The sequence below is a fragment of the Acinetobacter seifertii genome, assembly GCF_016064815.1.
Taxonomy (GTDB): Bacteria; Pseudomonadota; Gammaproteobacteria; order Pseudomonadales; family Moraxellaceae; genus Acinetobacter; species Acinetobacter seifertii.
Window position 1 is genome coordinate 484,802 of the sequence record NZ_CP065820.1, and the last position, 26,568, is coordinate 511,369.

23 protein-coding genes and 4 tRNA genes are annotated in these 26,568 nt (G+C 38.7%); 16 read left to right on the forward strand and 11 right to left on the reverse strand.

Annotation, left to right across the window (positions count from 1 at the left end; translation table 11 throughout):
- Together rplQ and I8T81_RS02375 are read left to right on the forward strand one after the other, a co-directional pair.
- A complete protein-coding gene (gene rplQ, locus I8T81_RS02370) occupies positions 1–378 on the forward strand; it encodes a 50S ribosomal protein L17 (RefSeq protein ID WP_002049717.1) in 378 nt (125 codons plus the stop codon).
- A 181-nt stretch (positions 379–559) separates the two neighbouring features.
- Positions 560–2,050 (forward strand): flavin-containing monooxygenase, encoded by a 1,491-nt coding sequence (locus I8T81_RS02375; RefSeq protein ID WP_004705389.1) that lies wholly within the window; start codon positions 560–562, stop codon positions 2,048–2,050.
- Between the two features lie 49 nt (positions 2,051–2,099).
- Here the strand turns inward: I8T81_RS02375 and I8T81_RS02380 are convergent, their stop codons facing one another.
- Positions 2,100–3,272 (reverse strand): acyl-CoA dehydrogenase family protein, encoded by a 1,173-nt coding sequence (locus tag I8T81_RS02380; protein WP_198072737.1) that lies wholly within the window; start codon positions 3,270–3,272, stop codon positions 2,100–2,102.
- Between the two features lie 189 nt (positions 3,273–3,461).
- On the opposite strand from I8T81_RS02380, the gene I8T81_RS02385 reads away from it, so the two are divergent.
- The 5 genes from I8T81_RS02385 (at position 3,462) to I8T81_RS02405 (ending at position 9,003) form a co-directional block, all read left to right on the forward strand.
- Positions 3,462–3,719 (forward strand): FAD assembly factor SdhE, encoded by a 258-nt coding sequence (locus I8T81_RS02385; RefSeq protein ID WP_002049719.1) that lies wholly within the window; start codon positions 3,462–3,464, stop codon positions 3,717–3,719.
- Positions 3,720–3,725: 6 nt separating this feature from the next.
- Positions 3,726–4,115 carry a hypothetical protein gene (locus I8T81_RS02390; RefSeq protein WP_198072038.1) on the forward strand — a complete coding sequence of 130 codons (390 nt, stop codon included), beginning with the start codon at positions 3,726–3,728 and terminating at the stop codon, positions 4,113–4,115.
- Positions 4,116–4,883: 768 nt separating this feature from the next.
- Positions 4,884–5,969 (forward strand): hypothetical protein, encoded by a 1,086-nt coding sequence (locus I8T81_RS02395; RefSeq protein ID WP_019457778.1) that lies wholly within the window; start codon positions 4,884–4,886, stop codon positions 5,967–5,969.
- Positions 5,970–6,053: 84 nt separating this feature from the next.
- Positions 6,054–6,620, forward strand: coding sequence for a rhombosortase (rrtA, locus tag I8T81_RS02400; protein WP_004705397.1), 567 nt, complete (start codon positions 6,054–6,056; stop codon positions 6,618–6,620).
- A gap of 187 nt (positions 6,621–6,807) precedes the next feature.
- Positions 6,808–9,003 carry a TRAP transporter large permease subunit gene (locus I8T81_RS02405; RefSeq protein ID WP_019457776.1) on the forward strand — a complete coding sequence of 732 codons (2,196 nt, stop codon included), beginning with the start codon at positions 6,808–6,810 and terminating at the stop codon, positions 9,001–9,003.
- 148 nt (positions 9,004–9,151) lie between these two features.
- Here the strand turns inward: I8T81_RS02405 and I8T81_RS02410 are convergent, their stop codons facing one another.
- From I8T81_RS02410 to rnr, 4 genes are all read right to left on the reverse strand, one after another.
- Positions 9,152–9,580, reverse strand: coding sequence for a hypothetical protein (locus tag I8T81_RS02410; protein WP_198072039.1), 429 nt, complete (start codon positions 9,578–9,580; stop codon positions 9,152–9,154).
- A gap of 11 nt (positions 9,581–9,591) precedes the next feature.
- On the reverse strand, positions 9,592–9,801 hold the full coding sequence (locus I8T81_RS02415) for a YheV family putative zinc ribbon protein (protein ID WP_002049754.1): 210 nt from the start codon (positions 9,799–9,801) through the stop codon (positions 9,592–9,594).
- A gap of 40 nt (positions 9,802–9,841) precedes the next feature.
- Positions 9,842–11,896, reverse strand: a complete 2,055-nt coding sequence (locus I8T81_RS02420; protein ID WP_198072040.1) for a M3 family metallopeptidase — start codon at positions 11,894–11,896, stop codon at positions 9,842–9,844.
- Between the two features lie 135 nt (positions 11,897–12,031).
- Positions 12,032–14,452 carry a ribonuclease R gene (gene rnr, locus I8T81_RS02425; RefSeq protein ID WP_198072041.1) on the reverse strand — a complete coding sequence of 807 codons (2,421 nt, stop codon included), beginning with the start codon at positions 14,450–14,452 and terminating at the stop codon, positions 12,032–12,034.
- A gap of 260 nt (positions 14,453–14,712) precedes the next feature.
- Here rnr and I8T81_RS02430 point away from each other — a divergent pair.
- From I8T81_RS02430 to I8T81_RS02445, 4 genes are all read left to right on the forward strand, one after another.
- Positions 14,713–14,803 (forward strand) — tRNA-Ser (locus I8T81_RS02430).
- Positions 14,804–14,813: 10 nt separating this feature from the next.
- Positions 14,814–14,890 (forward strand) — tRNA-Arg (locus I8T81_RS02435).
- A gap of 39 nt (positions 14,891–14,929) precedes the next feature.
- Positions 14,930–15,006, forward strand: a tRNA-Arg gene (locus I8T81_RS02440).
- A 106-nt stretch (positions 15,007–15,112) separates the two neighbouring features.
- On the forward strand, positions 15,113–15,706 hold the full coding sequence (locus tag I8T81_RS02445; protein WP_100193374.1) for an HAD-IB family hydrolase: 594 nt from the start codon (positions 15,113–15,115) through the stop codon (positions 15,704–15,706).
- 68 nt (positions 15,707–15,774) lie between these two features.
- On the opposite strand, the gene I8T81_RS02450 is transcribed toward I8T81_RS02445, so the two are convergent.
- On the reverse strand, positions 15,775–18,144 hold the full coding sequence (locus I8T81_RS02450) for a beta strand repeat-containing protein (protein WP_198072042.1): 2,370 nt from the start codon (positions 18,142–18,144) through the stop codon (positions 15,775–15,777).
- A 592-nt stretch (positions 18,145–18,736) separates the two neighbouring features.
- Here I8T81_RS02450 and I8T81_RS02455 point away from each other — a divergent pair.
- Positions 18,737–18,813: transfer RNA gene (locus I8T81_RS02455), tRNA-Arg, on the forward strand.
- A 118-nt stretch (positions 18,814–18,931) separates the two neighbouring features.
- Here the strand turns inward: I8T81_RS02455 and I8T81_RS02460 are convergent.
- Complete coding sequence (locus I8T81_RS02460) at positions 18,932–19,624, reverse strand: nitroreductase family protein (protein WP_198072043.1); 693 nt, start codon at positions 19,622–19,624, stop codon at positions 18,932–18,934.
- 224 nt (positions 19,625–19,848) lie between these two features.
- Here I8T81_RS02460 and I8T81_RS02465 point away from each other — a divergent pair, with 224 nt between their 5' ends.
- The gene (locus I8T81_RS02465) at positions 19,849–20,346 is read left to right on the forward strand and encodes a YcxB family protein (RefSeq protein ID WP_004705413.1); all 498 of its coding nucleotides are present in this window, start codon (positions 19,849–19,851) and stop codon (positions 20,344–20,346) included.
- Positions 20,347–20,387: 41 nt separating this feature from the next.
- Positions 20,388–21,029, forward strand: coding sequence for a fumarylacetoacetate hydrolase family protein (locus I8T81_RS02470; RefSeq protein WP_049064626.1), 642 nt, complete (start codon positions 20,388–20,390; stop codon positions 21,027–21,029).
- 75 nt (positions 21,030–21,104) lie between these two features.
- Here the strand turns inward: I8T81_RS02470 and I8T81_RS02475 are convergent, their stop codons facing one another.
- On the reverse strand, positions 21,105–21,899 hold the full coding sequence (locus tag I8T81_RS02475) for an AraC family transcriptional regulator (RefSeq protein ID WP_198072044.1): 795 nt from the start codon (positions 21,897–21,899) through the stop codon (positions 21,105–21,107).
- Positions 21,900–22,004: 105 nt separating this feature from the next.
- On the opposite strand from I8T81_RS02475, the gene I8T81_RS02480 reads away from it, so the two are divergent.
- Complete coding sequence (locus I8T81_RS02480; protein WP_198072045.1) at positions 22,005–22,919, forward strand: DMT family transporter; 915 nt, start codon at positions 22,005–22,007, stop codon at positions 22,917–22,919.
- Between the two features lie 19 nt (positions 22,920–22,938).
- On the opposite strand, the gene I8T81_RS02485 is transcribed toward I8T81_RS02480, so the two are convergent.
- On the reverse strand, positions 22,939–24,186 hold the full coding sequence (locus I8T81_RS02485) for a YihY family inner membrane protein (RefSeq protein ID WP_198072046.1): 1,248 nt from the start codon (positions 24,184–24,186) through the stop codon (positions 22,939–22,941).
- A gap of 287 nt (positions 24,187–24,473) precedes the next feature.
- Here I8T81_RS02485 and wrbA point away from each other — a divergent pair, with 287 nt between their 5' ends.
- A complete protein-coding gene (gene wrbA, locus I8T81_RS02490) occupies positions 24,474–25,067 on the forward strand; it encodes an NAD(P)H:quinone oxidoreductase (protein WP_174724368.1) in 594 nt (197 codons plus the stop codon).
- Positions 25,068–25,120: 53 nt separating this feature from the next.
- Here the strand turns inward: wrbA and I8T81_RS02495 are convergent, their stop codons facing one another.
- Positions 25,121–25,696, reverse strand: coding sequence for a xanthine phosphoribosyltransferase (locus I8T81_RS02495; RefSeq protein WP_002050789.1), 576 nt, complete (start codon positions 25,694–25,696; stop codon positions 25,121–25,123).
- A gap of 71 nt (positions 25,697–25,767) precedes the next feature.
- On the reverse strand, positions 25,768–26,481 hold the full coding sequence (locus I8T81_RS02500; RefSeq protein ID WP_151749370.1) for a DUF3108 domain-containing protein: 714 nt from the start codon (positions 26,479–26,481) through the stop codon (positions 25,768–25,770).
- Positions 26,482–26,568 lie beyond the last annotated feature (87 nt).

A 26,568-nucleotide genomic window follows, 5' to 3' on the forward strand; every position in this document is an offset into this window, starting at 1 on the left:
ATGCGTCATCGTAATAGTGGTGTGAAATTAGGCCGTACAAGCAGCCATCGTAAAGCGATGTTCCAAAACTTGGCTAATTCTTTATTTGAACACGAGTTGATCAAAACAACTGTTCCTAAAGCTAAAGAATTACGTCGTGTTGCTGAGCCTTTAATCACTCTAGCAAAAAACGATACTGTAGCAAATCGTCGTTTAGCATTTGCTCGTACTCGTAATGCTGCAACTGTAGGTAAATTATTTACCGTACTCGGCCCTCGTTACAAAGAACGTAACGGCGGTTATCTACGTGTTCTTAAAGCGGGCTTCCGTGCTGGTGATGCAGCACCGATGGCTTACGTTGAGCTTGTAGATCGTGAAGTGAATACTTCAGCTGAATAATTGATATTATTCGAAAAAGGCCGGCTTTATGCCGGTCTTTTTTATTTTTTAAAAGCTATAAAAATAAAAAATTGTCCCCAAGTGACATAAAAAAACGGATAAACGGTCAAACTTGACATTGTGTATTGTCAAAATTGTGCTTTAATAAAGTCATATTCTCAACAATGGGTATAAAAATAAAATGGAAAAGCAAGTTGATATTCTAATCATTGGTGCCGGCATTTCAGGAATCGGAGTTGCTGCCCATCTATCTAAAAATTCTCCGCAGCGCCAATTTGAAATTTTAGAGCGTCGTGAATCTTTTGGGGGGACTTGGGATCTTTTCCGTTATCCTGGTATTCGTTCAGATTCGGATATGTCTACATTTGGTTTTAACTTTAAACCATGGTGTAAAGCTAATGTACTGGCTGATGGTGCTTCAATTAAAGGTTATTTAGGTGAAGTAATTGATGAGTTCAAATTAAAAGAAAAGATTCACTTTGGTCATCGTGTGCTTTCTGCAAATTATGATTCTACTTCAAAGAAATGGCATGTTGTTGTCGAGGATAGCAATAAAAAGCAACAGACTTGGGTAGCTAACTTTGTTGTAGGTTGTACTGGTTATTATAATTATGACCAAGGTTATGCTCCGACTTTCCCTAATCAAGATGCTTTTAAAGGTCAACTCATTCATCCGCAGCATTGGCCTGAAAACTTAGACTATACAGGTAAAAAAGTAGTAATTATTGGTAGTGGAGCTACTGCAATTACTCTAGTTCCTGCAATGTCGAAAGGTGGGGCAGGTCACGTGACAATGTTACAGCGTTCACCAACTTATATTGCAACAGTTCCTTCTATTGACTTCATTTATGAAAAAACTCGTAGATTTATGTCTGAAGAAACAGCTTACAAATTTACGCGTGCACGTAATATTGGTATGCAACGCGCAATTTATGCATTGTCACAAAAGCATCCTAAAACAGTTCGTCGTTTACTCTTAAAAGCAATTGAAATGCAGCTTAAGGGTAAAGTGGATATGAAACATTTTACGCCTTCTTATAATCCTTGGGATCAGCGTCTTTGTGTAGTCCCTGATGGTGATCTATTTAAGATTCTTCGTGAAGGTAAGGCAAGTGTTGAAACTGATCAGATCGAGAAATTTACAGAGACGGGTATTCAATTAAAGTCAGGCAAACACCTTGATGCCGACATCATAGTGTCTGCAACTGGTTTACAAGTCCAAATTATGGGTGGTGTTCAAGCTAAAGTTGATGGTAAGCCAATCAACTCCTCAGAACATATGCTTTACAATGGCATTATGCTAAGTGATATTCCAAATATGGCCATGATTATTGGCTATGTGAATGCATCTTGGACATTAAAAGTTGATATTGCAGCTGATTATATTTCCCGTCTATTAAACTATATGGACAAGAATAACTATGATGAGGTTATTCCAGCGGGTAATAAAAACGAAATGGAAGAAGATACAGTAATGGGTAAATTGTCTTCTGGTTATATTAGTCGTGCAGCTCATGAACTTCCAAAACAAGGTAAGCATGCTCCATGGCAAGTAACCAATAATTATCTTGAAGATAGAAAGTCATTACAAAATGCTAAATTTGATGATGGCATTCTTCATTTTCACAAACATTCAGATGTAAATACACGTAAGCCAAAGCTAGTGTCTTAAGATTTGAAATAAAAAAGGAGGCAAATAGCCTCCTTTTTTATGCTTGGTATTAAAGTGTTCTAGAGATTAACTCTTTCATAATTTCGTTTGTACCTGCATAAATACGGTTTGCTCGGTGGTCAATATAAGCACGAGCAATTGGGTATTCCAGCATGTAACCATAGCCGCCATGTAATTGAAGACATTCATCGACTATTTTCGAGAACATATCCGAAATTTTATATTTAGCAGCTGCGGCAGCTTCGATACTCAACTTTTCTTCAAGTTGTAATTCCATACAACGATCTAAATAGGTACGGCAGAAATCAATTTCAGTACGTAGTTCTGCGAGTTTGAAACGTGTATTTTGGAAAGCACTAATTGGCTTGCCAAATGCTTTACGATCTTTTGTATATTGAACAGTATGTGCAAACGCTGCTTCTGCACCAGCTTGGCAGATAATTGCAACCAACATACGCTCCCAGGCTAATTCTTTCATGAGCATAATAAAGCCCATGCCTTCCATGCCTAAAAGATTTTCTTTAGGAACACGAACGTTATCGAAGAAGAGTTCACATGTATCTTGACCTTTCATGCCAATTTTGTTGAGTGGCTTACCTTTAGTAAAACCAGCACGGTCAGCTTCAACAATAATAAGTGATAAATTGGCAGAGCCTTTATCACTGTTGCCTGTTTTACAGACCACGATGGCCATATCACACAAGTAGCCATTGGTAATAAATATTTTTGAACCATTAATCACATATTCATCACCATCAAGGACTGCTGTTGTTCGAACAGCTTGTAAATCTGAACCTGTTCCTGGTTCGGTCATGGCAATTGCGGTCACTATTTCACCAGTTGCCATTTTCGGAAGCCATTTTTGCTTTTGTTCTTCGTTTCCAAAGTTATTGATATAGTTGGCGACAATATCGGAATGTAGTGAGAAACCTGTACTTGAGTCCATTGCGTATGCTTGTTCTTCGATAAGAATCATACTGTATAGGCGGTCCACGCCTGAGCCACCATATTGTTCTGGCATGGTGGTGCACAATAAACCTAATGTACCAGCTTTATTCCAAAGATCTCGGTCCACATGTTGTTGTTTTTCATATTTTTCAGTATTTGGTACAACTTCTTTCTCATAGAATTTACGTACCGTTTCACGAAAAGCTTCATGTTCTTCGTTAAATAGATGGCGAGGTAACATATTTGGAATGGGACGAATAGCACCAGATTGCATTGTATTTCTTCCTTGGTTTGGGCTTGATGTTATGAGTCTAAACATAAGGCAAGCTCATTAGGTCTAACAATGTGATGAATGCTCATTTATAGCTATGAAGTGATAAGTTTGGTCAATTTGAGATTTTTAGCGAACTTTCTTATGTGATCAGGTAAACTAGGCGCACTATCAACGCAGATGGGGAAATAAATGTCTGAAGAAATGACCTTGGAAGAACGTAAAGTAGTTTATCGCGCACGCCGCGGTTTAAAGGAAATTGATGTCTATTTTGACCCGTATGTGAAAAATTATTATTTAAAGGCAGATCCAGCAGAAAAAGCATTGTTTGCTGAATTAGTAGAGCAGGAAGATCCTGATTTACTTGACTGGTTTATGGAAGTATCTGAACCGCCGCGTACAGAATTACGTGATTTTATTCATAAATTAAAGCATTATGTTCATGGCTGATTAGTTTTGATCAACCAATTGAATTTTAAACTGAAATATAGCCGTTTCTCGATTATATTTCAGTTTTTTATTGGCTTAAGTTTAGCAGCTCTGTTTTATCAGCTGATACCAATACTCTGGTGGTTGGTTGCGATCTGTTTATTATTTATAAGTTTTATTTTCTTTTTAAAGCGACCACAGCTCGTTCAAATTGCTTATTTAGATCAGAAATTATGGTCACTTAGCTTTCATTTAGAACAAACAATTTCTCGAGTAGAGATTTTAAAAATAATTGATTATCAGATTTTCATAGTGGTCTATTTTAAGGGTGATAGAACATTAACTTCTGTTATTTGGTTTGATCAAATGTCCTTATCTCAATGGAAACAGCTTAAGGCTTTAGAAAAATTCTATTAATTGTTAGACAATTCTACATTTGTATATTTATTTAAAAATATTAAAAATCAAATAATTAAGATTTATTTCTATTTAGAAAATATAAATTGTCTAGTTAAAATACAGAAAAAATAGCAAGAAAGCCAATTGTCCGACAATTTCTCAATATGGTTATTATTCTATCGGTTAAAGTACAAACACCAACGTAAAGTGTGTCGGAGGTCTCAAATGGAGATGCCAACATGGTCGTTCTTGGTCATTGCCATCATTTTGGCAGTGGTGATAGGAAGAGCAGGAACTTTACTCAGGGAACATCTTAATAAAGCTAATCTTAGCAAAGTTAAGAGACAGAGGATGCAAAGGTCGTCGGTCAGTCAATAGTTTAATTGATTAATCGATTCATTTCATCAAGTGTCCGGTTTTTACTGGGTGCGAATGTAGTAAGGAGGTCTCTCATGGAGATTTCAATGTGGATGTTTCTGTTAATTGCAGTTGTTATGGCTGTAGTAGTAGGAAGAGCAGGAACTTTACTCAAGGATTATATAGAACAACAATAATATAAGCCGTTAAAAGCTTATCCCAGTTAATAAGTAGCATGTGCTGAACCGTCGCAATGCTACTTTTTTTTGCCTAAAATTTTTGTTTCCCTCAAAAACTGTCAATTTTATCTGCTGTGAAGTGTGTCAAAGTATAAGCGCTACAATTAGAGTAATTACTCTTTTATTCAAGATATGCATCTGCTAATGTACATCTGAAAAGGAAAAAACAAATTACATCGAGGACAGGAAGATGTCTAAAGTCCAAAAAATAAGCCAAGGTTTGGCGATGAGTTTTCTTGCAGCTTCAGTTTTATCAGGTTGTTCATACGTCGTGAAAAGCGGAGCAAATGTTGCTTTAGGTTTTACGGAAAAGCACGTTGTTCCACCTATTTTGGCAATGCAAGATGCTGAAATGGTTTGTAATACTGGTAGTGCCTTAACTCCTGCAATCATGTCGACTAAAGGGATGGGTGCAGATCCTACTCGTGTTGCTGTCTTAATGTATGCTGCTTCAGGTGTATGTGCGGAAAACCAAGCATTAGAGCAGGAGTTACGTTATTTGCGCGCTTCAAAAGCAGGACAAGTAACAGAAGCTCAAGATGCACGTATTGCGCAGAAGCGTTGGGCTGCAATTGCTGCAGAGCGGCAATATACGGGCTATAAATTATTCGCTGATCGTTGGGAATCTAAATATAAGTACCATTTAGGTGACTCTTGTCCAACTATGCGTAGTGATACCGATCAGACTGTATATCTACTTGGAATGATCAGTGGCCTTCAAGCAGTAACAAATGACATTAACTCAGGTGGTTCTGTCAATGTTCCGAAAGATATTGCTGCTATCGTAGAGCGTGGCATGGTTTGTCTTGATAACCAAAAGTTCTGGGGAGCACCAAATGCAACACGTGCGGTGATCTGGACTTTATTACCAGGAGCTAATGAAGGTAAGCCAGACCCGTATGAGACTTTAAAACAGTCAGTGCAAATTGGTGAACAAAAAGGTGTTCGTTTGTCTCACGCACTCTATGCTGTAGCTGCACAAGCAAGTGGTGACGATGCCAAAATCCGTGATGCATTAAAAACTTATGCAGCATCTCAAGCAGATGATAAACCAGTTAATCCGAACTTTAAGTTAATCGATAGCATGGCTGGTTTAATTGTTCGTGGTATTTCTGACCGCTATTGGACTGAGCATACGGGCGTTCGTACAGGTGACGGCGGTATGTCTCATTTCTGGGATGAGAAAAACGAGGGTTCAGCAGAACTGGATGAGTTATTTGACGGTGGGGCTGCATCAGAAGTTCCAGCAGACTCAGCAACTGCACCTGCACAGTAAAAAGATCTGAAGAAACTAACTCCTTGCGTTGCTACTTATTTTTCGTATTAATCGTAAGGAGTCTAGTTTTAAAAGGAGTGTGCTATGAAGGATCATGTACTCAATAAAAAAGTGCTTTTGGTCGCAGGGTGCATTTCTGTTTCTGCATGTCTACAAGTATTTCCAGATTATTTTATTTATTGGCGTGAAAGCTTACTTGGTGAGTTTTGGCGTTTGTGGACAGCGCATTGGGTACATGTGGGGTGGATTCACTTCCTTTTAAATATGATGGCATTTGCATGTTTGCCCTTCATATTTCCACATACCAAAGTGTGGCACATCTTAATTCTTCTTTTTCTTCTACCACCATTTATTAGCTTGGTGTTCTATTTTTATTTGCCTTATATCGATGCATATGCCGGCCTATCTGGTGTACTTCACGGGCTATATACAGCCGTTGCTCTAGTTTATTTGCAATATCGCAAAGAACGGAATTTTGCATTGTTAGTTTTAGGGCTAATTATTGCCAAACTGGTTTGGGAAAACACCTTTGGACAAACGGGCACTGCACAACTAATTGGTAGTCCTGTTTTAACCGAAGCTCATTTGTATGGTGCGATAGGCGGTGCAATCTTTGGTGGATGCTATTGGCTTATACAGAGATTCAAGTAGGAAGATTGACAATACAAACTGTTAAAAAAGAGATTTTAGTCATTCTTTATTCATAAAGTTTGATGCAAATTTGATCGTTGAATAAAGGGATTGGTAGAAAGGGGATGGACGATACCCCTGACCAAGGAAATTGCATGACTCAGAGCCTTTGTTATGAGGGATTTGAGAGAACAAAATTGGAATATTTATGCAAGAATATCAAGAAAAAAGATCTGGATTAGGTCTGCTGGGTTATATATGGAACGAATGGATCTCAACATTCGTAATCCTCATTTTGCTATTAATGACGCTGATAATTGGTACCGGGGAAATGATCCACGGGCAATTATTACGTATCGGGGAGCGCCTTTATGGTGACCCTGCGATAGGCATGCAATATTCATTTTTGCGTGCTGAGCCTGAAAAGCCATCTTGTGATCGAAATCCAAATATTGATGCTCAAGTAAAAGAGCAAATGAAAGCGAATGCATCTGATGATTTCGCAAGCTTCTTTGGTGCTGCCTCAGAAAGTGATGTCCGTGCATCCTTACAAGCCGCACAGCAGCAATGTGAAGATAAATATAAGGCCTACGATAAAACTATTAAATATATTGAGGCAAATCCGGGAGTACGTACATACCGTACGATTGAAACGGGTTTCTTCGGTATATTTAAATTTGGTACAGAGAACCGTGCCATTTTACTGGTCTTTATGGTTTTAATTTCTGCAATTACTGCATCATTGAAATATCACCATATTGGCTTGCGTAATCCAGCAACAAAAATTGATTACAAAGTGTATTCTCTCTTTATGTTGCTTGGTAATGCACTACTAAGTTTTTCTGTGATTAGTCAGTATCGTTCTGTTATTAATTCTGGGGTAACACCTACTTATGAAACAGTAACGATTTACTGGATCTGGATGATTCTGTTTGTTGTTCTGAGCTTAATTAGTCTGTATCAATTATTTGTTTCACCTCCGCCAAAACGTGAAGGCGGTAACATAGGCTTAGCCTTACTCTCTGTGCCTTTATATGCTTATATGGCACTAATTACAGGTATTGTCTTCACATTCTTTATGGACTATCCAATGGGGCAAGGGATTTACCTTGGTTTGTTGGTTGAGTTCTCAGGTATTTTCTTAAATCTTGCCTTATTTATTTGGGCAGGTATGTTGCTTACACAAACACGTGTTATGGACTTGTTCTTAAATGTACTTCGTCCATGGAACTTAGCGCCAGAAACCTTAACTTGGTTAATTCTGATTGCTGCTGCTGTACCAACAGCTTATACAGGTGCATCAGGGATTTTCGTTATTGCGGCCGGTGCGATTATTTATAAGGAAGTTTGGAATGCAGGTGCTCGCCGTCAGTATGCACTTGCTGTATCTGCAATGTCAGGTTCATTAGGTGTTGTGGTACGTCCATGTCTATTGGTCGTTTTAATTGCCATGCTAGACAGTCGCCATGTTACATCTGATGAATTATTTGGACATGGTATTTACGTATTCTGGTTAACTGCATTTATTTTCTTAGGTGTATCTCTTTTCTTGGCAGAAGAAAAGTTCCGTGTGAACTCACCGAAAGTAGCACTTCCAGGCATGGCACGAGCTTTCGTACCCGTTATTCCATACATCTTAATTACAGTAGTTGTTCTTGCATTTTATAAATATGCATTAGATACCGGAATGAACGAATTTACTGCACCAGTAATTCTGCCACTCGTACTGATTGCGATGATCTTGTACGATAAATTGGTGATGCCTAAAGAGACACCAGCTTTAAATATTCATGAAGCAATTGTTCGTGAACATGAGAAAAAATCTCCGTTCTTACAATCACACGATCCGCATAGTTCGCAGTTCCGTCTTGGTTTTGGTGGTGCATTGCGTTTTGCGACATCAGAAACCGTTGGGCATATCGGTGCCTTAATTATTTTGATGGCATTGTCTGCAAGTGTAGGTGGTTTAATTGAGCGCTCTGAAGTGGTTGAGTTATTACCAACTCATTTAGGCAGTATCTATATATCACTGGCATGTATTGCATTGTTACTTGCTATTATCGGTATGTGTACAGATCCATTTGGTGCTGTAATTTTAGTAGCAGCAACGATTGCTCCTGTAGCTTACGAAAATGGTATTCATCCAATTCATTTCTGGATGATTGTATTGGTTGCATTCGAATTTGGTTATGTAACACCACCAGTTGCCTTAAACCATCTATTAACACGGTTATCCGTTGGGGATGATGAGGTCAATGCTGCGGATGTAGAAGCGAAAGAGAAATACACAAGTTTCTATTATCGATATGAACGCTGGTTATTACCAATTATTGTCTTGTTCTCTTCGTTGGTACTGGTAACTTATGCTCCATTAGTACTGAAACTTTTTGGTTGGTACAAATAGTTTTAAATGTATAAACCTACTAAAAACACTCTCTTTAAGGGGGTGTTTTTTTATGGTGAGTTTTTAAATAAGCCAGTTTCTAATTAATAAAAAAAGCTAGTTCAAGGTGAACTAGCTTTTTTACGTTATCTTTAGATTTAGGCAAAAGCTATTGTTGTTTAACCTGAGCTTCGAGCAGCTTTACTTGCTCTTCTTTTAGCTTAATAAGTTGATCTGCATCAGCATGTTGAGCTTTTAAAGTCGCTTCCTGATCTTGTAATTGATGGTTGATATCATTGAGCTTAGAAACTTCTTCTTTTGCTAAAGATTCTTGAGCTGGAACAGGTTGTTTGAGCACATCTTCATTCACAAGCTGCTGAGAACTAGCAGTTTGCGGTTGAGCTACAGGTACGGAACTTGCTGGTGCTGTAGGTTTTTCAGGAGCAGGTGTCGATACAGGATGAGGATCGACTATCGGTGCTGATGATTCAGTTTTTTTAAAAAACCATTGTGCTGCGAAAAAAAGCACTGCCAGAATGCTTAAGCCCCCAATTAAAATCCACAAGAGTTTTGAGTTTTGTTTTCTTTGTAGTGGCATCTCTAAGACCTTTAGTCAGAACGACGAGGCTTGAACTGTATTACTCCAACTTCATCAGGTATAGCAGGTGTTTCCGGTTCATCAACATGAGTCGGACGATTTTCGCTATAACCACATTCGATACATTCAATCCATTCGTCTTCAGCGGTGGTTAGCATGACAATCCGATCTATGGCTTCACATTTTGGACATTTAGCCCCAGCAATGAAACGTTTTTTCATCTTTATCACCCTAACCACACGATCAATTTAGGTCCATAGTTTAAGCGGTTTTGTTGTCGTTCGTCCAACCTTGATGACGTAACAAAGCATCAATTTTTGGTTCACGACCACGGAAATTGACAAATGCTTCAAGAGCAGTATCTTTCCCACCTACAGCTAAAATTGCTTGACGGAATTCTTTACCCGTTTGAGTATTGAAAATACCTTCATGTTCAAAGCGGTCAAATGCATCACTTGCTAAAACTTCTGCCCACTTGTAAGAGTAGTAACCCGCCGCATACCCGCCTGCAAAAATATGGCTAAAGCTATGTTGGAAACGGTTGTAATCAACAGTTGGTACTACTGCATATTGTTGGCGTATGTCATTTAATGTCTCTTGAATTTGCTCGCTATTCAACGCAGGAGTCTTGGTGTGAATAGTTAAATCAAACAGTGCAAATTCAAGTTGACGTAAAGTTTGCATACCAGATTGGAAGAAACGCGCATTTAATAAAGCATCAAGTAATTCTTGAGGTAAGGTCTGTTTGCTCTCAATGTGCTCACTTAAAACATCAAGACTTTCTTTATCCCATGACCAAAACTCCATAAACTGACTTGGTAACTCGACTGCATCCCAAGCAACGCCGTGAGTACCTGCAACCGAGATATTATCTACTTCAGTTAGCATATGGTGTAAACCATGTCCAAACTCGTGGAACAAGGTAATAACTTCATCATGAGTCAGTAAAGCTGGCTGATTACCCACAGGTGGAGTGAAGTTACACACCATATAGCAAATTGGTTTTTGTAAACCATGAACAGTTTGCATACGTGAGCGGAAGCCACTCATCCATGCGCCGCCGCGTTTACCAGTGCGCGCATATAAATCAAAGAAGAACCCGCCTACTACTTGACCTTGGTCTTCTAACTCAAAATAACGTGCATCTGGATGCCAAACAGGAGCTTCACGTTCAACGATATTAATGCCGTATAAGCGCTGTACAATCTGGAATAAACCCTGAATGACTTTCGGGGCAGGGAAGTAAGGCTTTAATGCTTCTTGAGACAAATTGAACTGTTGCTGTTTGAGTTTTTCAGAATAGTAGGTCGTATCCCAAGGTTTGAGCTCGTCAATTCCATCTTGTTTTGCAATTGCTTGTAGCTCAGCAACTTCTTGAAGAGCAGGTGTACGTGCATGCTCAGCTAAGTCGGCTAAAAAGTCGTGAACTGTTTTGACATCAGGAGCCATTTTGCTAGCAAGAGAATATTCAGCGTAGTTATTGAAACCAAGTAGTTTTGCCATTTCTTGGCGAAGGCTCAAGATTTCTTCCATAATTTTGCTGTTATCAAAATCAGTTTGTTCAGACTGATCTGATGCACGAGTGACATAAGCTTTATATAGTTCTTCACGTAATGCGCGATCATCTGCATAGGTCATGACCGCAAAATAAGCTGGAAAATCTAAAGTCGCTACTGCTTGGTCAAGCTCGCGCTGTTTGCCGTACTGCTTTAATAATTCAATATTACTTTCTGGAAGACCTTTTAACTGATCTTCTGTAAGCGGTTTAAAGTAGGCTTGTGTAGCATCAAGTACATGGTTCGAGAAGTCAGAAGAAAGCTGTGAAAGACGTGCAGAAATTTCTGCATAGCGTTTTTTCTTTTCACCCTCTAGAGCAACGCCAGAAAGCTTGAAATCACGTAATGCGAGGCGGATGGCACTTTGTTGCGCAGCGCTAAGTGTTGTATAGCTCTGACCATCATGAATATGTTGATAAGTCTGATATAGCGCCGTGTGTTGGCCTAGTTGAGTGTAATATTCACTTAAAGCGGGTAAGAGTGACTGATAGACTTCTCTGGTTTCTGCATTACTCATCACGGCATTTAAGTGTGATAAAACACCCCATGATTCACTAAGGTTGTTTTCAAGGGTATCAATTTGTTCAAGTACAGCAAGTTGCTGGCCTGTTTCAGAAGGTGCAGCTGTAAGGGTATTTAAGAACTCTTGTCCTGCTTGAATTGCTTGTTGAATGTCTTGTTTTAAATTATCTAATGTAATTTGGTCAAAGCGGGGAGTAGGTAGAGTTGCTTGCTGTAAAGTCATTGCTAGTAGCCACATTATTTTTTAAACATAGTATTAGATGTAGGTATTGTTAGGCAGGAAATCAAGCTTAATTTGAAAAATAAACGTTCTAAAAGTATTAAGCCCCCATTTTTGGGAGCTTAATAATAAATAATGTAAAAAACCTATGGATTAGTCAGCCTTGGACTTGGCATTCGACTTTTTCTTTTTTGGTTTCGCTTTTTTCTTTACTTTTTCTGGCTTGACCTCTGCTTTCGTAGTGGTTTTTTTACCAGACTTTTTAGTATATGAACTTGGCTTACCTTTTTCCTTCTTTTTACGGACAGGTTTTTCACCATCATTCGAAGTGGTAGGTGGTTTACCAAAAACTTCTTCAGTTGCTTGGGTTGATGTTCTGGTTGTACGTGGGGCACGACTGCGAACTACTCGTCCAGCATGGGTGACTTGCTGAATAAGTTGAAAATCGATCTTACGTTCTTCCAGATTTACACCAGCAACCTGAATCTTAACTTCATCACCTAAACCAAAGACCTGACCACGATTTTGTCCAATAAGGTTTTGACTCGCTTGATCATAAATAAAGAAGTCATCGCCAAGCTGGCTAATATGAATCATGCCATCGACATATAAGTCTTTAAGGGTAATAAATAGGCCAAATTCAGTGACAGCACTTACTATACCAATGAATTCATCACCTAAGTGCTGTTGCATATAGTGGCACTTCAACCAAGTCGTTACACTGCGAGATGCTTCATCTGCACGGCGTTCGGTTTGAGAGAAATGTTCACCAGCATCGTCTAAAGCTGCACCCGAGAGTGGGGACGGCTTTTGTTTTAAATGAGCTTTAATTGCGCGATGTAATAATAAGTCTGGATAGCGACGAATTGGGGAGGTGAAATGCGTATAAGCTTCATAAGCTAAACCATAGTGACCGGCATTTTTTGCACCATAGTAAGCTTGCATCATTGAGCGTAATAACACTGCATGAATGCTTGGCGCATCAATGCGGTCTTTAGTTGCCTCAATAACTTTTTGATAATCTGCTTGAGTTGGTTGGTCAGGGAACGGTAAGCCAAGAAGTTTTACAAAGTCTTTTACTTTCTGAATACGTGAGAACTCAGGCGCTTCGTGTACGCGATATAACATTGGAACATCATGTTCTAATGCATATTCAGCCGCAGCCACGTTAGCAAGCAACATGCATTCTTCAATAAGTTTGTGTGCTTCATTACGTGTGCGAGGCAAAATTTCTTTAATTCCACCTAGCTCATCAAAAGTCATATACGTTTCAATGGTTTCAAATTCCATTGCATGACGATCAGCACGTAAATTTTTCAAAATCTGATAAAGCTGGAAAAGCGTATTAAGCGATTTATGAATATCACGATCTTTCGGAATTGCGTCAGTTGCGCCGTCAAAGTATTGCGCTACCTGCGTGTAGGTCAAACGTGCTTTTGAGTGCATCACAGATGGATAAAACTCATAACCCGTTACACGACCATTACGAGAGAGTTTTAGATCACAGACCATACATAAACGGTCTACGTGCGGGTTAAGTGAACATAATCCGTTTGATAATGCTTCTGGTAGCATTGGTAATACAAAATGAGGGAAGTAAACCGAAGTACCACGTTCTTCCGCTTCTTCATTAAGAGCTGAATCTAAGCGCACATAATGGCTCACATCGGCAATTGCAACTACAACGCGATAACCCCCACCTGGACGTTTTTCTGCATACACGGCGTCATCGAAATCTCGTGCGTCTTCACCATCGATTGTGACGAGTGCCAAATCTCTTAAATCAACTCGACCTTCGCGGTCTTGTGCAGAAGGTTCTTTAAAACTTTCAGCTTCTTTTATAACTTCATCTGGAAATTCGTAAGGTAAGCCAAACTCAAGAATGGTCTGCGGGATAATAATTTCAGTATCCGCTTTATCTGCCATAGATTGAATAATATGCGCTGTTGCAAACTCTTCACGGGTTGGGTAGGTATCTATAGCAATACGAAGCATGTCGCCAACATTTGCGTTGGCATGTGCAACTAATTCTTTTTCTAATGGAATCGGTTGGTGCTGATTTGGATTATTAGGTTGAATAAAGTATTCACCGTCGTGTATAGACAATTTACCAATTAACTGTTTTACACGGTGCTGTAGAACCTCGGTAATGAAACCCCACGGTTTACCTTTACGATCTACTGATGTCTGTCGAACTCGAACCCGATCACCATTAAAGACTAAGCGTAATTCACGTTCAGGAAGTAAAAGGTCATTTTGGCCGTCAATATGAGCGGTACCTAAACCTTTACTATTAATATAGACAGTCGCTTCATAAGTGGGTTGGTCTGCCACCAACTGAAACTTAAACCCGTCTTTCATGATTTGACCATCACGAACCATTGCACTTAAGCGATGACTAAGAGCTTCGATACTTTTTTGGTCTTGAATATGAAAATGGTCAACAAGTTCTGCATGGGATTGTGGTGTCTGCAATTGCTCCAATGTATCTAAAATAAGAGTACGACTTGGAATCGGATTGTCATAACGTTCAGCTTCAGCTTTCGCTTCGGGGTCAGCCCAGTTTTTTGTCATGTCTTTTGGTTTCACGCTTGGCAGATAAGTTTAGCATAAGTCATGCAGACCCGAACTGCACGTTTAGGTTTGCAATAATGTGTATGCACTACTGTATTTTAATGAAGAAATAATATCTATCTTAACAAGCGTTTGATCGAAAAAGATGAAAATAATAAGGAAATTGCTTAAAAAATAATTCATTGAACTAAAAAACAAGAAAATTTCACTATGATGACTTGAACAATAGGATTTTAGTTTGTATTATGGCGGCTCGTTCCGGTGAGGTGGATGAGTGGCTGAAATCACTTCCCTGCTAAGGAAGCATACCTATTACTGGTATCGAGGGTTCGAATCCCTCTCTCACCGCCATTTACTTAATGCGCTCATAGCTCAGCTGGATAGAGCACTTGGCTACGAACTAAGGGGTCGGGAGTTCGAATCTCTCTGAGCGCACCAAGTAAAATAGAACGAATCGCTGAAAGGCACACAAGTTACGCGCTCATAGCTCAGCTGGATAGAGCACTTGGCTACGAACTAAGGGGTCGGGAGTTCGAATCTCTCTGAGCGCACCAAATTAAAGAATTAACCGCTTTTATAGCGGTTTTTTTGTGTCTGCTATTTAGTAATTTTTAAAAATTTAAATTTATAACTTTTTAATTATATTAGAGATAATCATAAATGAATCTGGCTTTATTTGATTTTGACGGCACGATAACCCATAACGATACTTTTAGTTTGTTCCTTAAATTTTCTTTGAGCAGGAAAACTCAAATACTTGGTGGTATTCGACTTGCACCTTATATTGCGGGCTATAAGTTTGGCTGGGTAACGGATAGAACTATACGGACCAAGCTCTGTCAGGTAGGATATGTTGGCTATAATGCCGATTCTCTGAAACATATAGGACAAGAGTTTGCTAATAAAGTAATTCCTACCTGTATTCGTGAAAATGCACTAGAACGTATTCTCTGGCATAAACAGCAAGGGGATCAGGTTGTTGTTGTATCTGCTTCGTTAGGGGTTTATTTAGAAAGTTGGTGTCAGTCATTAAACTTAGATGTTATTTGTAATCAACTTGAGATACATAATGGTGTCTTGACTGGTCATTTTATTAATGGTGATTGTGGTTATTTAGAAAAAGTAAATAGAATAAAAAATAAATATGATTTAACAAAATATTCTACTATTTATGCTTATGGTGATACTCCTAATGATTATCCGATGTTAGGGTTAGCGCATAAGAAATATTATAAATGGCAGGAAATGAATTAATATTAATTAATCTTTAAAAATATATACAAAAATAAAGCCACTATAAATAGTGGCTTTATTTAATTTTATTAAAGAGTGTGTGAAGAGCTATCTAAGAAATTATCAGTAAGTAATGATTGAGGAACTAAAGTATGAACCGTATTTGTTACGCTTGATACTGTAGAAGTTACTCCTCCTAAGTTACCTGTTAATCCACCTAATAGCCCAGAAATCACATCTGAGCTACCTGTGCCAGTTACACCACCAGTTAAGCTACCCACGATATCTGTTACGATGCCAATAGAATTGCTGCCAGCTGTACCGCCAGTTACGCCACCAATGATATCGGTAACTGTACCAAGTGGATTGCCACCAGTTAAACCACCAAGAAGATCAGTAACTACACCGAGTGGATTATCGCCACCAACACCACCAGTAGCGCCAGTCGCACCACCAAGAATGTCAGTTAAAATACCAGTCGCAGTTGTACCATTTGTAATGAGTGTGTTGACAATACCAGTTGCATGATCAGTTGCACCTTGGATATTACCGCCCACTAAATCAGATACAACCTCAAGCGCACCATTCACTGTATCGTGAGACGTTTCAAAAGTTAAAGTGCCAAGATGAGCAACATCGGTAACAAGGTGTTCCGTTTGAGGAAGCACACCAACTACAGTGTCTGCAACAGTATTAATTGCTGTATTAATAATACCAGTTTTTAAAGTTTCCACGCCCTGAAGAGCATCGATACCACTTTGGACCACATCAATTACTGGAGATATAGGAGATGTGCCGCCACCAATAATACCGCCAGTTACACCGCCAAGGATGTCAGTAACTGTACCAAGCGGGTTGCCGCCAGTAACACCACCAGTCAAGCCGCCGATAGTGCCAGTTACACCGCCAAGAATGTCAGTAACAGTACCAAGTGGGTTGCCACCAGTAACACCACCAGTCAAGCCGACGATAGTACCAGTCACACCGCCAAGGATGTCAGTAACAGTACCAAGCGGGTTGCCGCCAGTAACACCACCAGTCAAGCCGCCGATAGTGCCAGTCACACCACCAAGGATGTCAGTTACTGTACCAAGTGGGTTGCCGCCAGTAACACCACCAGTCAAGCCGCCGATAGTGCCAGTCACACCGCCAAGGATGTCAGTTAAAATGCCTGTTGCAGTTGAACCGTTATTAACAAGTGTCCCAAGAATACCTGTTGCAGATTGAGTAGCTCCCTGAATGTCGCCACCTACTAAATTAGATACTGTTTCTAATGCGCCATTGACTGTATCGCGAGAGGTTTCAAAAGTTAGAGTGCCAAGATGAGCAATATCGGTAACAGGATGTTCCGTTTGAGGGAGTACGCCAACTACAGTGTCAGCAACAGTATTAATTGCTGTATTAATAATACCAGTTTTTAAGCTTTCAACGCCTTGAAGAATATCAATGCCGCCTTGAACTACATCAACAACTGGAGAAATAGGAGATGTACCACCACCAATAATACCACCAGTTAAACCACCGATAGTGCCAGTCACACCGCCAAGGATATCAGTTACTGCACCGACTGGATTGCCACCAGTCACGCCGCCAGTTAAACCACCAGTTAGGCCGCCGATAGTGCCAGTCACACCGCCAAGGATGTCAGTTACTGTACCAACTGGATTGCCGCCAGTTAAACCACCAGTCAGGCCGCCGATAGTGCCAGTCACACCGCCAAGGATGTCAGTTACTGCACCGACTGGATTGCCGCCAGTGACACCGCCAAGGATGTCAGTTACTGTACCAACTGGATTGCCGCCAGTGACACCGCCAGTGACACCGCCAGTTAAACCGCCAGTCAGGCCGCCGATAGTGCCAGTTACACCGCCAAGGATATCAGTTACTGCACCGACTGGATTGCCACCAGTCACGCCGCCAGTTAAACCGCCAGTTAGGCCGCCGATAGTGCCAGTCACACCGCCAAGGATGTCAGTTACTGCACCGATTGGATTGCCGCCAGTGACACCGCCAGTTAAACCGCCAGTCAGGCCACCGATAGTGCCAGTTACACCGCCAAGGATATCAGTTACTGCACCGACTGGATTGCCGCCAGTGACACCGCCAGTTAAACCACCAGTCAGGCCGCCGATAGTGCCAGTCACACCGCCAAGGATGTCAGTTACTGCACCAACTGGATTGCCGCTAGTAGCGCCACCAGTTACACCACCAACTGCACCTGTTACGGTACCGACTACACCAGAAACTAAGCCTGTTGTGTGAGAAACGGTATTGGTTACAGTTGAAACAACATTAGAAAGTAAGCCTGATGTTGAAACATTTCCAGTAGCAATATTTATATCAGAAACGTTTACGTTAACAGAGGAACCTGTATTTACAATTGGGGTTACCGATATAATATTACCCAAGTCTTGGGTAACTTTTGATATCGAAGTTACTAGATTTTTTAATAAGAACATGATGGTCTATTTCCTGTGTATTTATGTATTTTTAAGTAAGTATTTATTTATTACGTTAGGCAATTATTGAGATATGCTTCTCAATAATTAAAAATTAGTATTGGGTACATCTCAAAAAGTGTCAATGCATATTTCTACTCAAATAATTTGATACTTATAATGTTTTGACAATTAGATATTCACTTTGATTTAGACATAAAAATAATAATTTTTTTTATAATATATGGTTTGAAGATCAATGTATTTTTTCCTCTTTTTTTGATTATTTTTTATAAATATTAAAGCTAAATAAATTAGCTAATAAAAATATTTATGGGCAGGTAGAAATATTTTATTTATATAATCCTGACTAAAAAACTATACTTTTATTTTTACTCATTTGGCCAAAATGCCCAAATTGGGGTGTAGCCGTAAAGAACTTTAATTGAAAAAAAATATTTCAAACCGATTTCATAGCTAAGCAGACTACATTCCTGAGCGAGATCATACCTTTGTATTTTCTAATGGCTAAGAACTAGACGTTCGATGACAAAAAGATGAAAAATGTCTTTCTAAAATAGAAAAACTGCGTATAATGCCCTCCATCAAGTACGCGCTCATAGCTCAGCTGGATAGAGCACTTGGCTACGAACTAAGGGGTCGGGAGTTCGAATCTCTCTGAGCGCACCACTTGAAGAATTAACCGCTATTTATAGCGGTTTTTTTGTGCCTATTTTTTTATAGTTTTATTAAAAAAGCTGGTGCTCATGGCAGGCAACCAGCTCTAAACAATAGTACAAAATATTGATTAGCCAAATGTTTTAAAGCGGCTTGCATCATCAATAAAGGCTTTTTCTCCAGCATTTCCTTCAATAGAACCGAAAACTAACTGAGCTCTTAGCTTCCATTCAGCTGGGATATTGAAAGCAGTATTAATTTTCTCATCAATAATTGGGTTGTAGTGTTGCAATGAAGCACCAACACCTTGTTCAGCTAATACGTTCCAAACTGCAAATTGAGCGATTGCTGTTGAGTGCTCAGACCAGATTGGAAAATTATCAGCATAAGCTTCAAACTGTTCTTGTAAGCCTTTAACCACGTTCTGATCTTCATAAAACAAAACTGTGCCTGCACCAGCGGCAAAACTTTGAATTTTTTGCTCTGTTCCAGATACAGCTTCAGCTGGGATAATACTTTTTAATACGTCTAGAACTATATTCCAAAACTTATGATGTGACTCTCCAAATAAAATAACTGCGCGAGATGATTGAGAGTTAAATGCAGAAGGACTATGTCTGATTGCTTCTTGAATTAATTTTTCAATTTCGTCGTTGGTTTGGCTTAAGTTATTTCCAATTGCATAAATAGAGCGGCGGTTCTTAATGAGTTCTAAGAAAGAAACTGCATTTGAAGGCTCTAGTTTTTGAGTGGCTTTAACAGCCACATCTTCTTGAGTTGCCGATTTTTGATTTAAGCCAAATAGTTTTGCAAAGAAAGACATGACGAATTCCACTAAAAGAGACAATAGAAGCATTCTATAAATTTAAGAATATGAAATAAGCCTTATAAATATGAATCTATGTTCTATATATGAAACGAGTAAGCCGCTTGTACAACTGAAAGCCTTATAACTTGAGCAAAAATAAAAAATCACTTTTGATTCATTTTAAAGCGTAGATGAATATGCTCTAATAGTTTCGATTTATTCAATATTGACACATTGTGATGACCGAGCAAAAAAGCGCTTTATCTTTACGTTATTATTTAAATTTAGAAGAGTCTCAAGACGGGTTTGGCTTGGTGACGTTCGGAAAGAAGCAATTCAGCCGTTTTTTAACCCCTGTTATTAGTGTTGCAATCATTATTTGGGGGCTTTATTTAGGTTTCTCAGGTGTTGGTCGTTACTATGTTGCTTTAGGTGTTTTTTTCCTAATTATGCAAGGTTTAATGCGCTATTGGCTTTTACCAATGATGTTTAAACGTCAGTTTGTACGTTATCAATTTGGTAAGAGTGAGCAGGGAATCGATTTATATCAGGATTATTTTGAACTTTATGCTGCGGGTCGTAAACAAGTTGTACAGTATGGTGACGTACAAACTTTTGCCATAGGTAAATTGACTTATATGCTTGAGCTAAAAAATAAGACGGTCATTATTGTACCTAAACGTGCTTTTGCTCAAGCTTCAGATCAAACCGTATTTGAAAATACATTTAAGAAATAAGTTATTGGAATTATTAGTCGCAACAATATAAAGGAAGCCTCATGAATACACGTCCTTCAAAAATCGTTTGCGTGGGCAGAAGTTATGCCGATCATGTAAAAGAGCTGAACAATGCAATGCCGGGACGACCAGTATTGTTTATCAAACCGCCAAGTAGTTTGATTGGTTTAGATGAAGGTATTTCGTGGAATCCATCTTGGGGTAGTTGCCATTTCGAATGCGAATTTGTTTTACGTATTGATAAGCCACTAAAAGGCGAAACTGATCCGCAAAAAGTATTGCAAGCTATTGGGGCGGTAACTTTAGGGTTAGATTTAACTTTGCGTGATATGCAAAATGAATTGAAGGATAAAGGCCAGCCTTGGGAAAGAGCAAAAGCATTTGATGGTTCATGTGTACTTGCGGACTGGGTCGATGTGAGTGAAATTACCAATTGGGAAGATACTAAGTTTACTTTCCATATAAATGATGAATTACGTCAAGATGGTAATACAGCCTTGCTTATGTTTAACATTGCTTACTTATTGGTTGATATAAATCAGGTGTTTTCACTTGAACCGGGCGATGTCATTATGACAGGTACGCCAGCAGGTGTAGGGCCATTGAATGCTGGTGATCAGTTAAAAATGACTTTGAAAGGTGCTACTCAAGATTTTGTTTGGGAAACTTTTGTTAAAGCATAATTTGATTTAGCTCATTAAGTTTTGAACCCTATTATTGAACTGATAATAGGGTTTTTTATTGCACTCGACATTAAGTTATTGATAGAGTTTTCGGAACTGGTCTGGGGTAAATCCCATCCAGCGTTTAAACATATAAATAAATGCTGATGCACTGGCATAACCTAAATCAAAAGCGATGCTTTCAATTGTTTTTCCTTGATTAAGCATAGTCATTGCTTTCATAACTTTTAATCTTTGTCTCCATTCATGTAAAGACATGCCTAACTCTTTTTGACTGTAACGAGCCAAAGTCCTTTCAGTCATATTTATACGTTCAGCGAGTTCTTGCAAAGTGCTGTTATCGGCAGGGTTATGGTGTAAATCATTTAAAACTTTTGCTAAGGCTGGATGATGTGTTGTTGGTAAATAACTACCGACTAATTCAGCTTCTATGAGTTGATCTAATAGAACCTGAAGTACACGTAAATATTCAACTTGAGTTTCATCCTGATGATATTGCCTTAAGTGGTCTAACAATGCAGGTACAAGCGGTGAAGTTAATAATATTCCTGCTTTCTGCGGTAACTTTTGGCACAGACTTTCATGAATATATAAGGTTGCATGGGTCACCTCATTGCGATTAATTCCGCTATGTTTGGTATAAGGTGGTAGCCAAATCCCATATGGTGGCGGTGTTAAATAGTTGATTTGATCAATATTAACTTCAAGTACACCACTAAAAGCATAAATAAATTCACCCCATGCATGTGCATGTTGAGGATAAACCGTTTCTGCTGGCGCATTTCGCACACGAAACCAGAGTAAATCAGGAATTGAGTTATGAGCGGGAATTTCTAGAAAATCTTGCACACGTTGAGCTGATTTTTTCATCTATGAAAATTGCCTGAAAATGCAAATAGCTTGTCTGTTTTTCACTATATCATGCAAATACGACAGTTCTATAGTCTGATTTTTCGCTATAAATAAAGGTAACAAATGGGCGAGCGCAAAAATCTGGATACCAGAGCTTCGGCTTTAATGGTGCTTTTATGTATGATTTTAGGACTTCAACAAGTGGTTCTAAAAATAGCGGCTACAGATATTACGCCGATTATGCAAATTGCTTTACGTTCTGGATTATCTGCACTTTTAGTATTACCTTTATTGTGGCGTGATAGTTCTATCCATCTGTTTTCTTATCAACAATGTAAAGCCGGTGCGCTTGTTGCTTTATTTTTTTCATTAGAGTTCTATTTTGTAACTCAAGCCTTAAAACTCACTTCGACTTCCCATACTGTAGTTTTACTCTATACCGCTCCAATTTTTGTCGCATTGGGACTTCATTGGAGATTTCCTACTGAACGCTTGAACCGAGCGCAGTGGGGAGGCATTACTTTGGCTTTTATGGGAATTATTATTACATTTTATCCGACAGCTACAACTCTAAATGGCGCAGCATTAGTGCTAGTTTTATTGGGTGATTTATATGCACTTATGGCGGGAATGGCTTGGGCATTAAGCACTATTATTGTTCGCTTATCTTCTTTGGCTCAAGCCCCAGCAACGCAAACCTTGTTTTATCAACTAACGGGTTGTTTTATTTTATTAATCTTAATCGCTTTTGCGACAGATCAAACCACAATTCATCTTACGAAATTGACATTTTTAAGTTTGAGCTTTCAAACATTGATTGTATCTTTTGCAAGTTTACTACTATGGTTTTGGCTATTAAGAAATTATTTAGCCTCACGTTTAGGCGTATTTTCATTTCTGACGCCATTATTTGGTGTGCTTTTTAGTGTGTTGTTCTTAGATGAAAAATTAGAAATCAAATTTGTAGCTGGAAGTATTTTGGTTTTATCAGGAATCATTATTATGAGTTTAAAACAGGGCCAACCAAACAAAGGCTAAACCCTGTTGTTCATGCATATTATTTCTCTTCAAAAATCGTTGAAAGTGGAATAGAAAGCTTTGCAGCTAAATAGTCGTTTGACTCAACTAGTGCAGGGCCAATTCTTTCCATCCATTCGTCGTCGTCATGCACATTGAGTACATCTAGACGTAGGGGAAGTGGATAAGGCAATGCGGTGAAGAAGCTCCAGAAGTCGACTTGAGATAAATTGCGAACTAAAACATATTCATCTTTATCTGTGCGTTTAACTAAATTTTGCTCTTCAAGTAAGACGACATAAGCGGGCCAACGACCAACCTCACCGCGGCCTAAAATACCTAATGCTTCTTTATCGCTTACACTTTCACCAAGTTTCTGCTTTTTATAAAAGAGTTCTAAAATATCGAGTAGCATGAGTACTGGATGTCTTTTTTGCTCTTTACCTGAGTGGAAAGCGGTAAGGGCAAAACTCACCTCGACCCCAAGCAAAACAATATTCCAAGATAAGAAAACCCATAGTAGGAAAATAGGTACTGCCGCAAATGCACCGTATATGATTTCATAACTGGTGAAGTTGGACATTAAAAAGCCAAATAAGTTTTTGAGTATTTCAAATAATACAGCACTTAAACATGCTGCAATTGTTGCTGAAAATAACGGGACCGTGCGGTTGGGAATGGTCCAATATAAAATAAAGAATCCCAAAACAGTAAGAACAAAAGAAATGAGCCAAAGTAGAAAGGCGCCATCAAGTTGATAACCCGTGAAGTTATTACTTAATAAGTTCATTGATGCAACAGTTGATGAAATAACGAAAGCACTACCTAAGATAATAGGGCCAAGCGAAATAATGGTCCAGTAGCGCATAAAACCTACAATGCCACTACGAGTTTCTTTCACTCTCCATATTCGATTGAAGGCAGTTTCAATTGTTGTCAGCATTAAAACTGTCGTGACAAATAGGAACAGCACACCAATTACAGTTAAATTACTGGATTTTTCGGTAAATGCATTGAGTGCCTTATCAAATGCAATGGTACTTTTAGGTAAAAAGTTACTATAGATTAAGTGCTGTAACTGTTGTCTAGCAGGTTCTAACGCTTTAATTGAAGAAATAATAACTAAAAATACTGTTAGCATCGGCACAACAGCAAAAAGAGTTGTATAAGTAAGTGCGCCAGCCTGTTCCCGGCAGCGATCAGCTTCAAAACGCTTAATCACGAATAAAATAAATTGAAACCAGGTCTTGTTATAAAAAGGAAGTCTCTTCAAAAAACGTTCTAACATGCGTCATCTATCCCGATTTTTTTAATCATGATGTGGGTGATTGATATTCACCAGTGTCTTCGGTTGAGAACACTATCGTTGATATGGGTAAACTTTAACTTAAAGAATAAAAAGTATTCTGAAAGTTCCGTATGTATCATCGTAACAAAACATTATAAAAAGCTTTTACCGATATTTGTTACTGTTGCCCTTAAAAATCAATCACCTCTAAAATTTCATAGAATTGGCTTCGCCAAAAAAATAAAAAATACCGTATAGTGTTCTTTTTAACAAAATTCATGAAAGCGATGCAACCTTACATTCTTGTGCTTTATTACAGTAAATATGGTTCTACTAAAGAAATGGCGCATCTTATTGCAAATGGTGTTGAGTCTGCTGGGGTTGCTGTAAAAATAAGAACAGTACCTAATATTGCAACAGTTGTAACAGAGGCTGAACCGAGCATTCCTGAAGAAGGCGATATTTATTGTACTTTAGAGGATTTAGCTAATTCTGCTGGCTTGGCACTAGGGTCTCCAACTCGCTTTGGTAATATGGCGAGTGAAATGAAATATTTCTGGGACCAAACGACAAGTCTCTGGCTCAATGGTGCATTACATAATAAACCTGCTTGCGTTTTTACTTCTTCTGGTTCAATGCACGGTGGGCAAGAAAGTACTTTATTAACAATGTTACCGCCGTTATTTCATCATGGCATGATGATTTTAGGTTTACCAAATTCTATTCCCGCCTTATCAAATACGAAAACAGGCGGAACGCCTTATGGTGCTAGCCATGTGAGTGGTCCACGTCATGACCAAGGTTTAAGTCAAGATGAAAAGGTTTTATGTGAAGCGCAAGGTAAGCGTTTAGGTGAAATCGTAAAAAAACTTCATTCTTAATTTTTATAGTAATAAAAAAGAGCGGAAATCCGCTCTTTTTTATTAAAACAATTTTATTCTTTAACAAAAGTTACTGTGCCATCAGTAAGTGATTTAACTCGCGCTAATGATTCAACGCGGTAACCTTTTTCAAGCAATAAATCACGGCCAGGTTGGAATGATTTTTCAATCACAATACCAACACCTACAACTTCTGCATTTGCTTGATGAATTAAGTCAATTAAACCAAGTGCAGCTTGACCATTTGCTAAAAAGTCATCAATGACTAAAGCTTTATCGCTTGAGTTGATGTGCTTGTTTGAAATAGCAATGGTACTTTCAGTTTGTTTAGTAAAACTAAATACTTTGGCGCGATATAAATCGTCTTTTAAAGTGAGCGATTGATATTTGCGAGCAAAAATCACAGGTACACCAAGTTCTAAACCTGCCATGATTGCTGGCGCAATACCTGAAGCTTCAATGGTAATAATCTTGGTAATCCCTGCATCTTTGAAGCGAGCGGCAAATTCTTTACCAATCTGCTGCATGAGGACAGGGTCAATTTGGTGATTTAAGAAAGCGTCGACTTTCAACACTTGATCAGATAGAACGATACCTTCTGTTAAGATTTTCTGTTCTAGTGCGTGCACGGGAGAATCCTCTAGACGGATGCTTTTAAAGCAAATGCGTATTTTAAAAAGCATCCGAAAAAATGCAAGCTTTAATTCGTTTTACCGCTATAACTTGTTAATAACAAACCATAAGATGTTTTGCCATCAATATGGCTTACCTTAACTGGTAAGTAGTCTAATTTAGGTGCTAACCAGAAAATTGTACTGCGATCTGGTCTGCCATGTTCTAAAACCACTTTTACTGTATCAAAGGTGCCGTAAGAGGTTTTAACTTTTTCGTTGCCTTGTTTTACAAAACGGCGGTTTTCGACTTCTTTTGCATCTGCAAGAGGGTAAGAAGATTTGAGTGAACCATTTTTTAAATCTTCACGGACTTGTAATTCAGCATTTAGCTCGTCAAGTACGCCTGGCTGCCAAGCAAATGAGCGTGCTTTATCATCTTTCTTAGTGCTAATTGTCTTATTACCAGGGTTAAAATTAATATTCATAGTGTTGTTATGAATTAAAATTTTACTGGTACGGCTAAAGCTTTGTGAACTGATTTTACCATTAGCAAAACTAAATTTACTGGTTTCACTCGCAGAAGCGATTCCACCTGCTTTTGCAGTGAATAGATAAGTCCAGTTATTTCCTTGTTGACTAAGTGCGCGTGTTGCTGAACCCATGCCTTTATTATTATAGGTAAACTGATAATTTGCCTGAAATGGGCTCATGGCAAGTGCATGGCTAGAGAAACTTGCAATAAGCAAAGTTGTCGAAATACCAGTTGCGATGCTGAATGATTTCAGAAATTTTGTTGCCATAAGTAAATATCCTTGTACAGACTGAAAGGTCAGTGCTGATGCATCTATGACTTTTGCATATTATGCCTGTTGATCATGGAGAAAAAA

Coding starts and splice junctions, on each gene's coding strand:
- I8T81_RS02380 (WP_198072737.1), bottom strand. CDS start 3,272: ATGCAATCTGGTGCTATTCGTCCCATTCCAAATATGTTACCTCGCCAT.
- I8T81_RS02420 (WP_198072040.1), bottom strand. CDS start 11,896: ATGTGGCTACTAGCAATGACTTTACAGCAAGCAACTCTACCTACTCCC.
- rplQ (WP_002049717.1), top strand. CDS start 1: ATGCGTCATCGTAATAGTGGTGTGAAATTAGGCCGTACAAGCAGCCAT.
- I8T81_RS02405 (WP_019457776.1), top strand. CDS start 6,808: ATGCAAGAATATCAAGAAAAAAGATCTGGATTAGGTCTGCTGGGTTAT.
- I8T81_RS02475 (WP_198072044.1), bottom strand. CDS start 21,899: ATGAAAAAATCAGCTCAACGTGTGCAAGATTTTCTAGAAATTCCCGCT.
- I8T81_RS02470 (WP_049064626.1), top strand. CDS start 20,388: ATGAATACACGTCCTTCAAAAATCGTTTGCGTGGGCAGAAGTTATGCC.
- I8T81_RS02395 (WP_019457778.1), top strand. CDS start 4,884: ATGTCTAAAGTCCAAAAAATAAGCCAAGGTTTGGCGATGAGTTTTCTT.
- I8T81_RS02410 (WP_198072039.1), bottom strand. CDS start 9,580: ATGCCACTACAAAGAAAACAAAACTCAAAACTCTTGTGGATTTTAATT.
- I8T81_RS02445 (WP_100193374.1), top strand. CDS start 15,113: ATGAATCTGGCTTTATTTGATTTTGACGGCACGATAACCCATAACGAT.
- I8T81_RS02485 (WP_198072046.1), bottom strand. CDS start 24,186: ATGTTAGAACGTTTTTTGAAGAGACTTCCTTTTTATAACAAGACCTGG.
- I8T81_RS02480 (WP_198072045.1), top strand. CDS start 22,005: ATGGGCGAGCGCAAAAATCTGGATACCAGAGCTTCGGCTTTAATGGTG.
- I8T81_RS02385 (WP_002049719.1), top strand. CDS start 3,462: ATGTCTGAAGAAATGACCTTGGAAGAACGTAAAGTAGTTTATCGCGCA.
- wrbA (WP_174724368.1), top strand. CDS start 24,474: ATGCAACCTTACATTCTTGTGCTTTATTACAGTAAATATGGTTCTACT.
- rnr (WP_198072041.1), bottom strand. CDS start 14,452: ATGACAAAAAACTGGGCTGACCCCGAAGCGAAAGCTGAAGCTGAACGT.
- I8T81_RS02460 (WP_198072043.1), bottom strand. CDS start 19,624: ATGTCTTTCTTTGCAAAACTATTTGGCTTAAATCAAAAATCGGCAACT.
- I8T81_RS02500 (WP_151749370.1), bottom strand. CDS start 26,481: ATGGCAACAAAATTTCTGAAATCATTCAGCATCGCAACTGGTATTTCG.
- I8T81_RS02415 (WP_002049754.1), bottom strand. CDS start 9,801: ATGAAAAAACGTTTCATTGCTGGGGCTAAATGTCCAAAATGTGAAGCC.
- rrtA (WP_004705397.1), top strand. CDS start 6,054: ATGAAGGATCATGTACTCAATAAAAAAGTGCTTTTGGTCGCAGGGTGC.
- I8T81_RS02375 (WP_004705389.1), top strand. CDS start 560: ATGGAAAAGCAAGTTGATATTCTAATCATTGGTGCCGGCATTTCAGGA.
- I8T81_RS02465 (WP_004705413.1), top strand. CDS start 19,849: ATGACCGAGCAAAAAAGCGCTTTATCTTTACGTTATTATTTAAATTTA.
- I8T81_RS02450 (WP_198072042.1), bottom strand. CDS start 18,144: ATGTTCTTATTAAAAAATCTAGTAACTTCGATATCAAAAGTTACCCAA.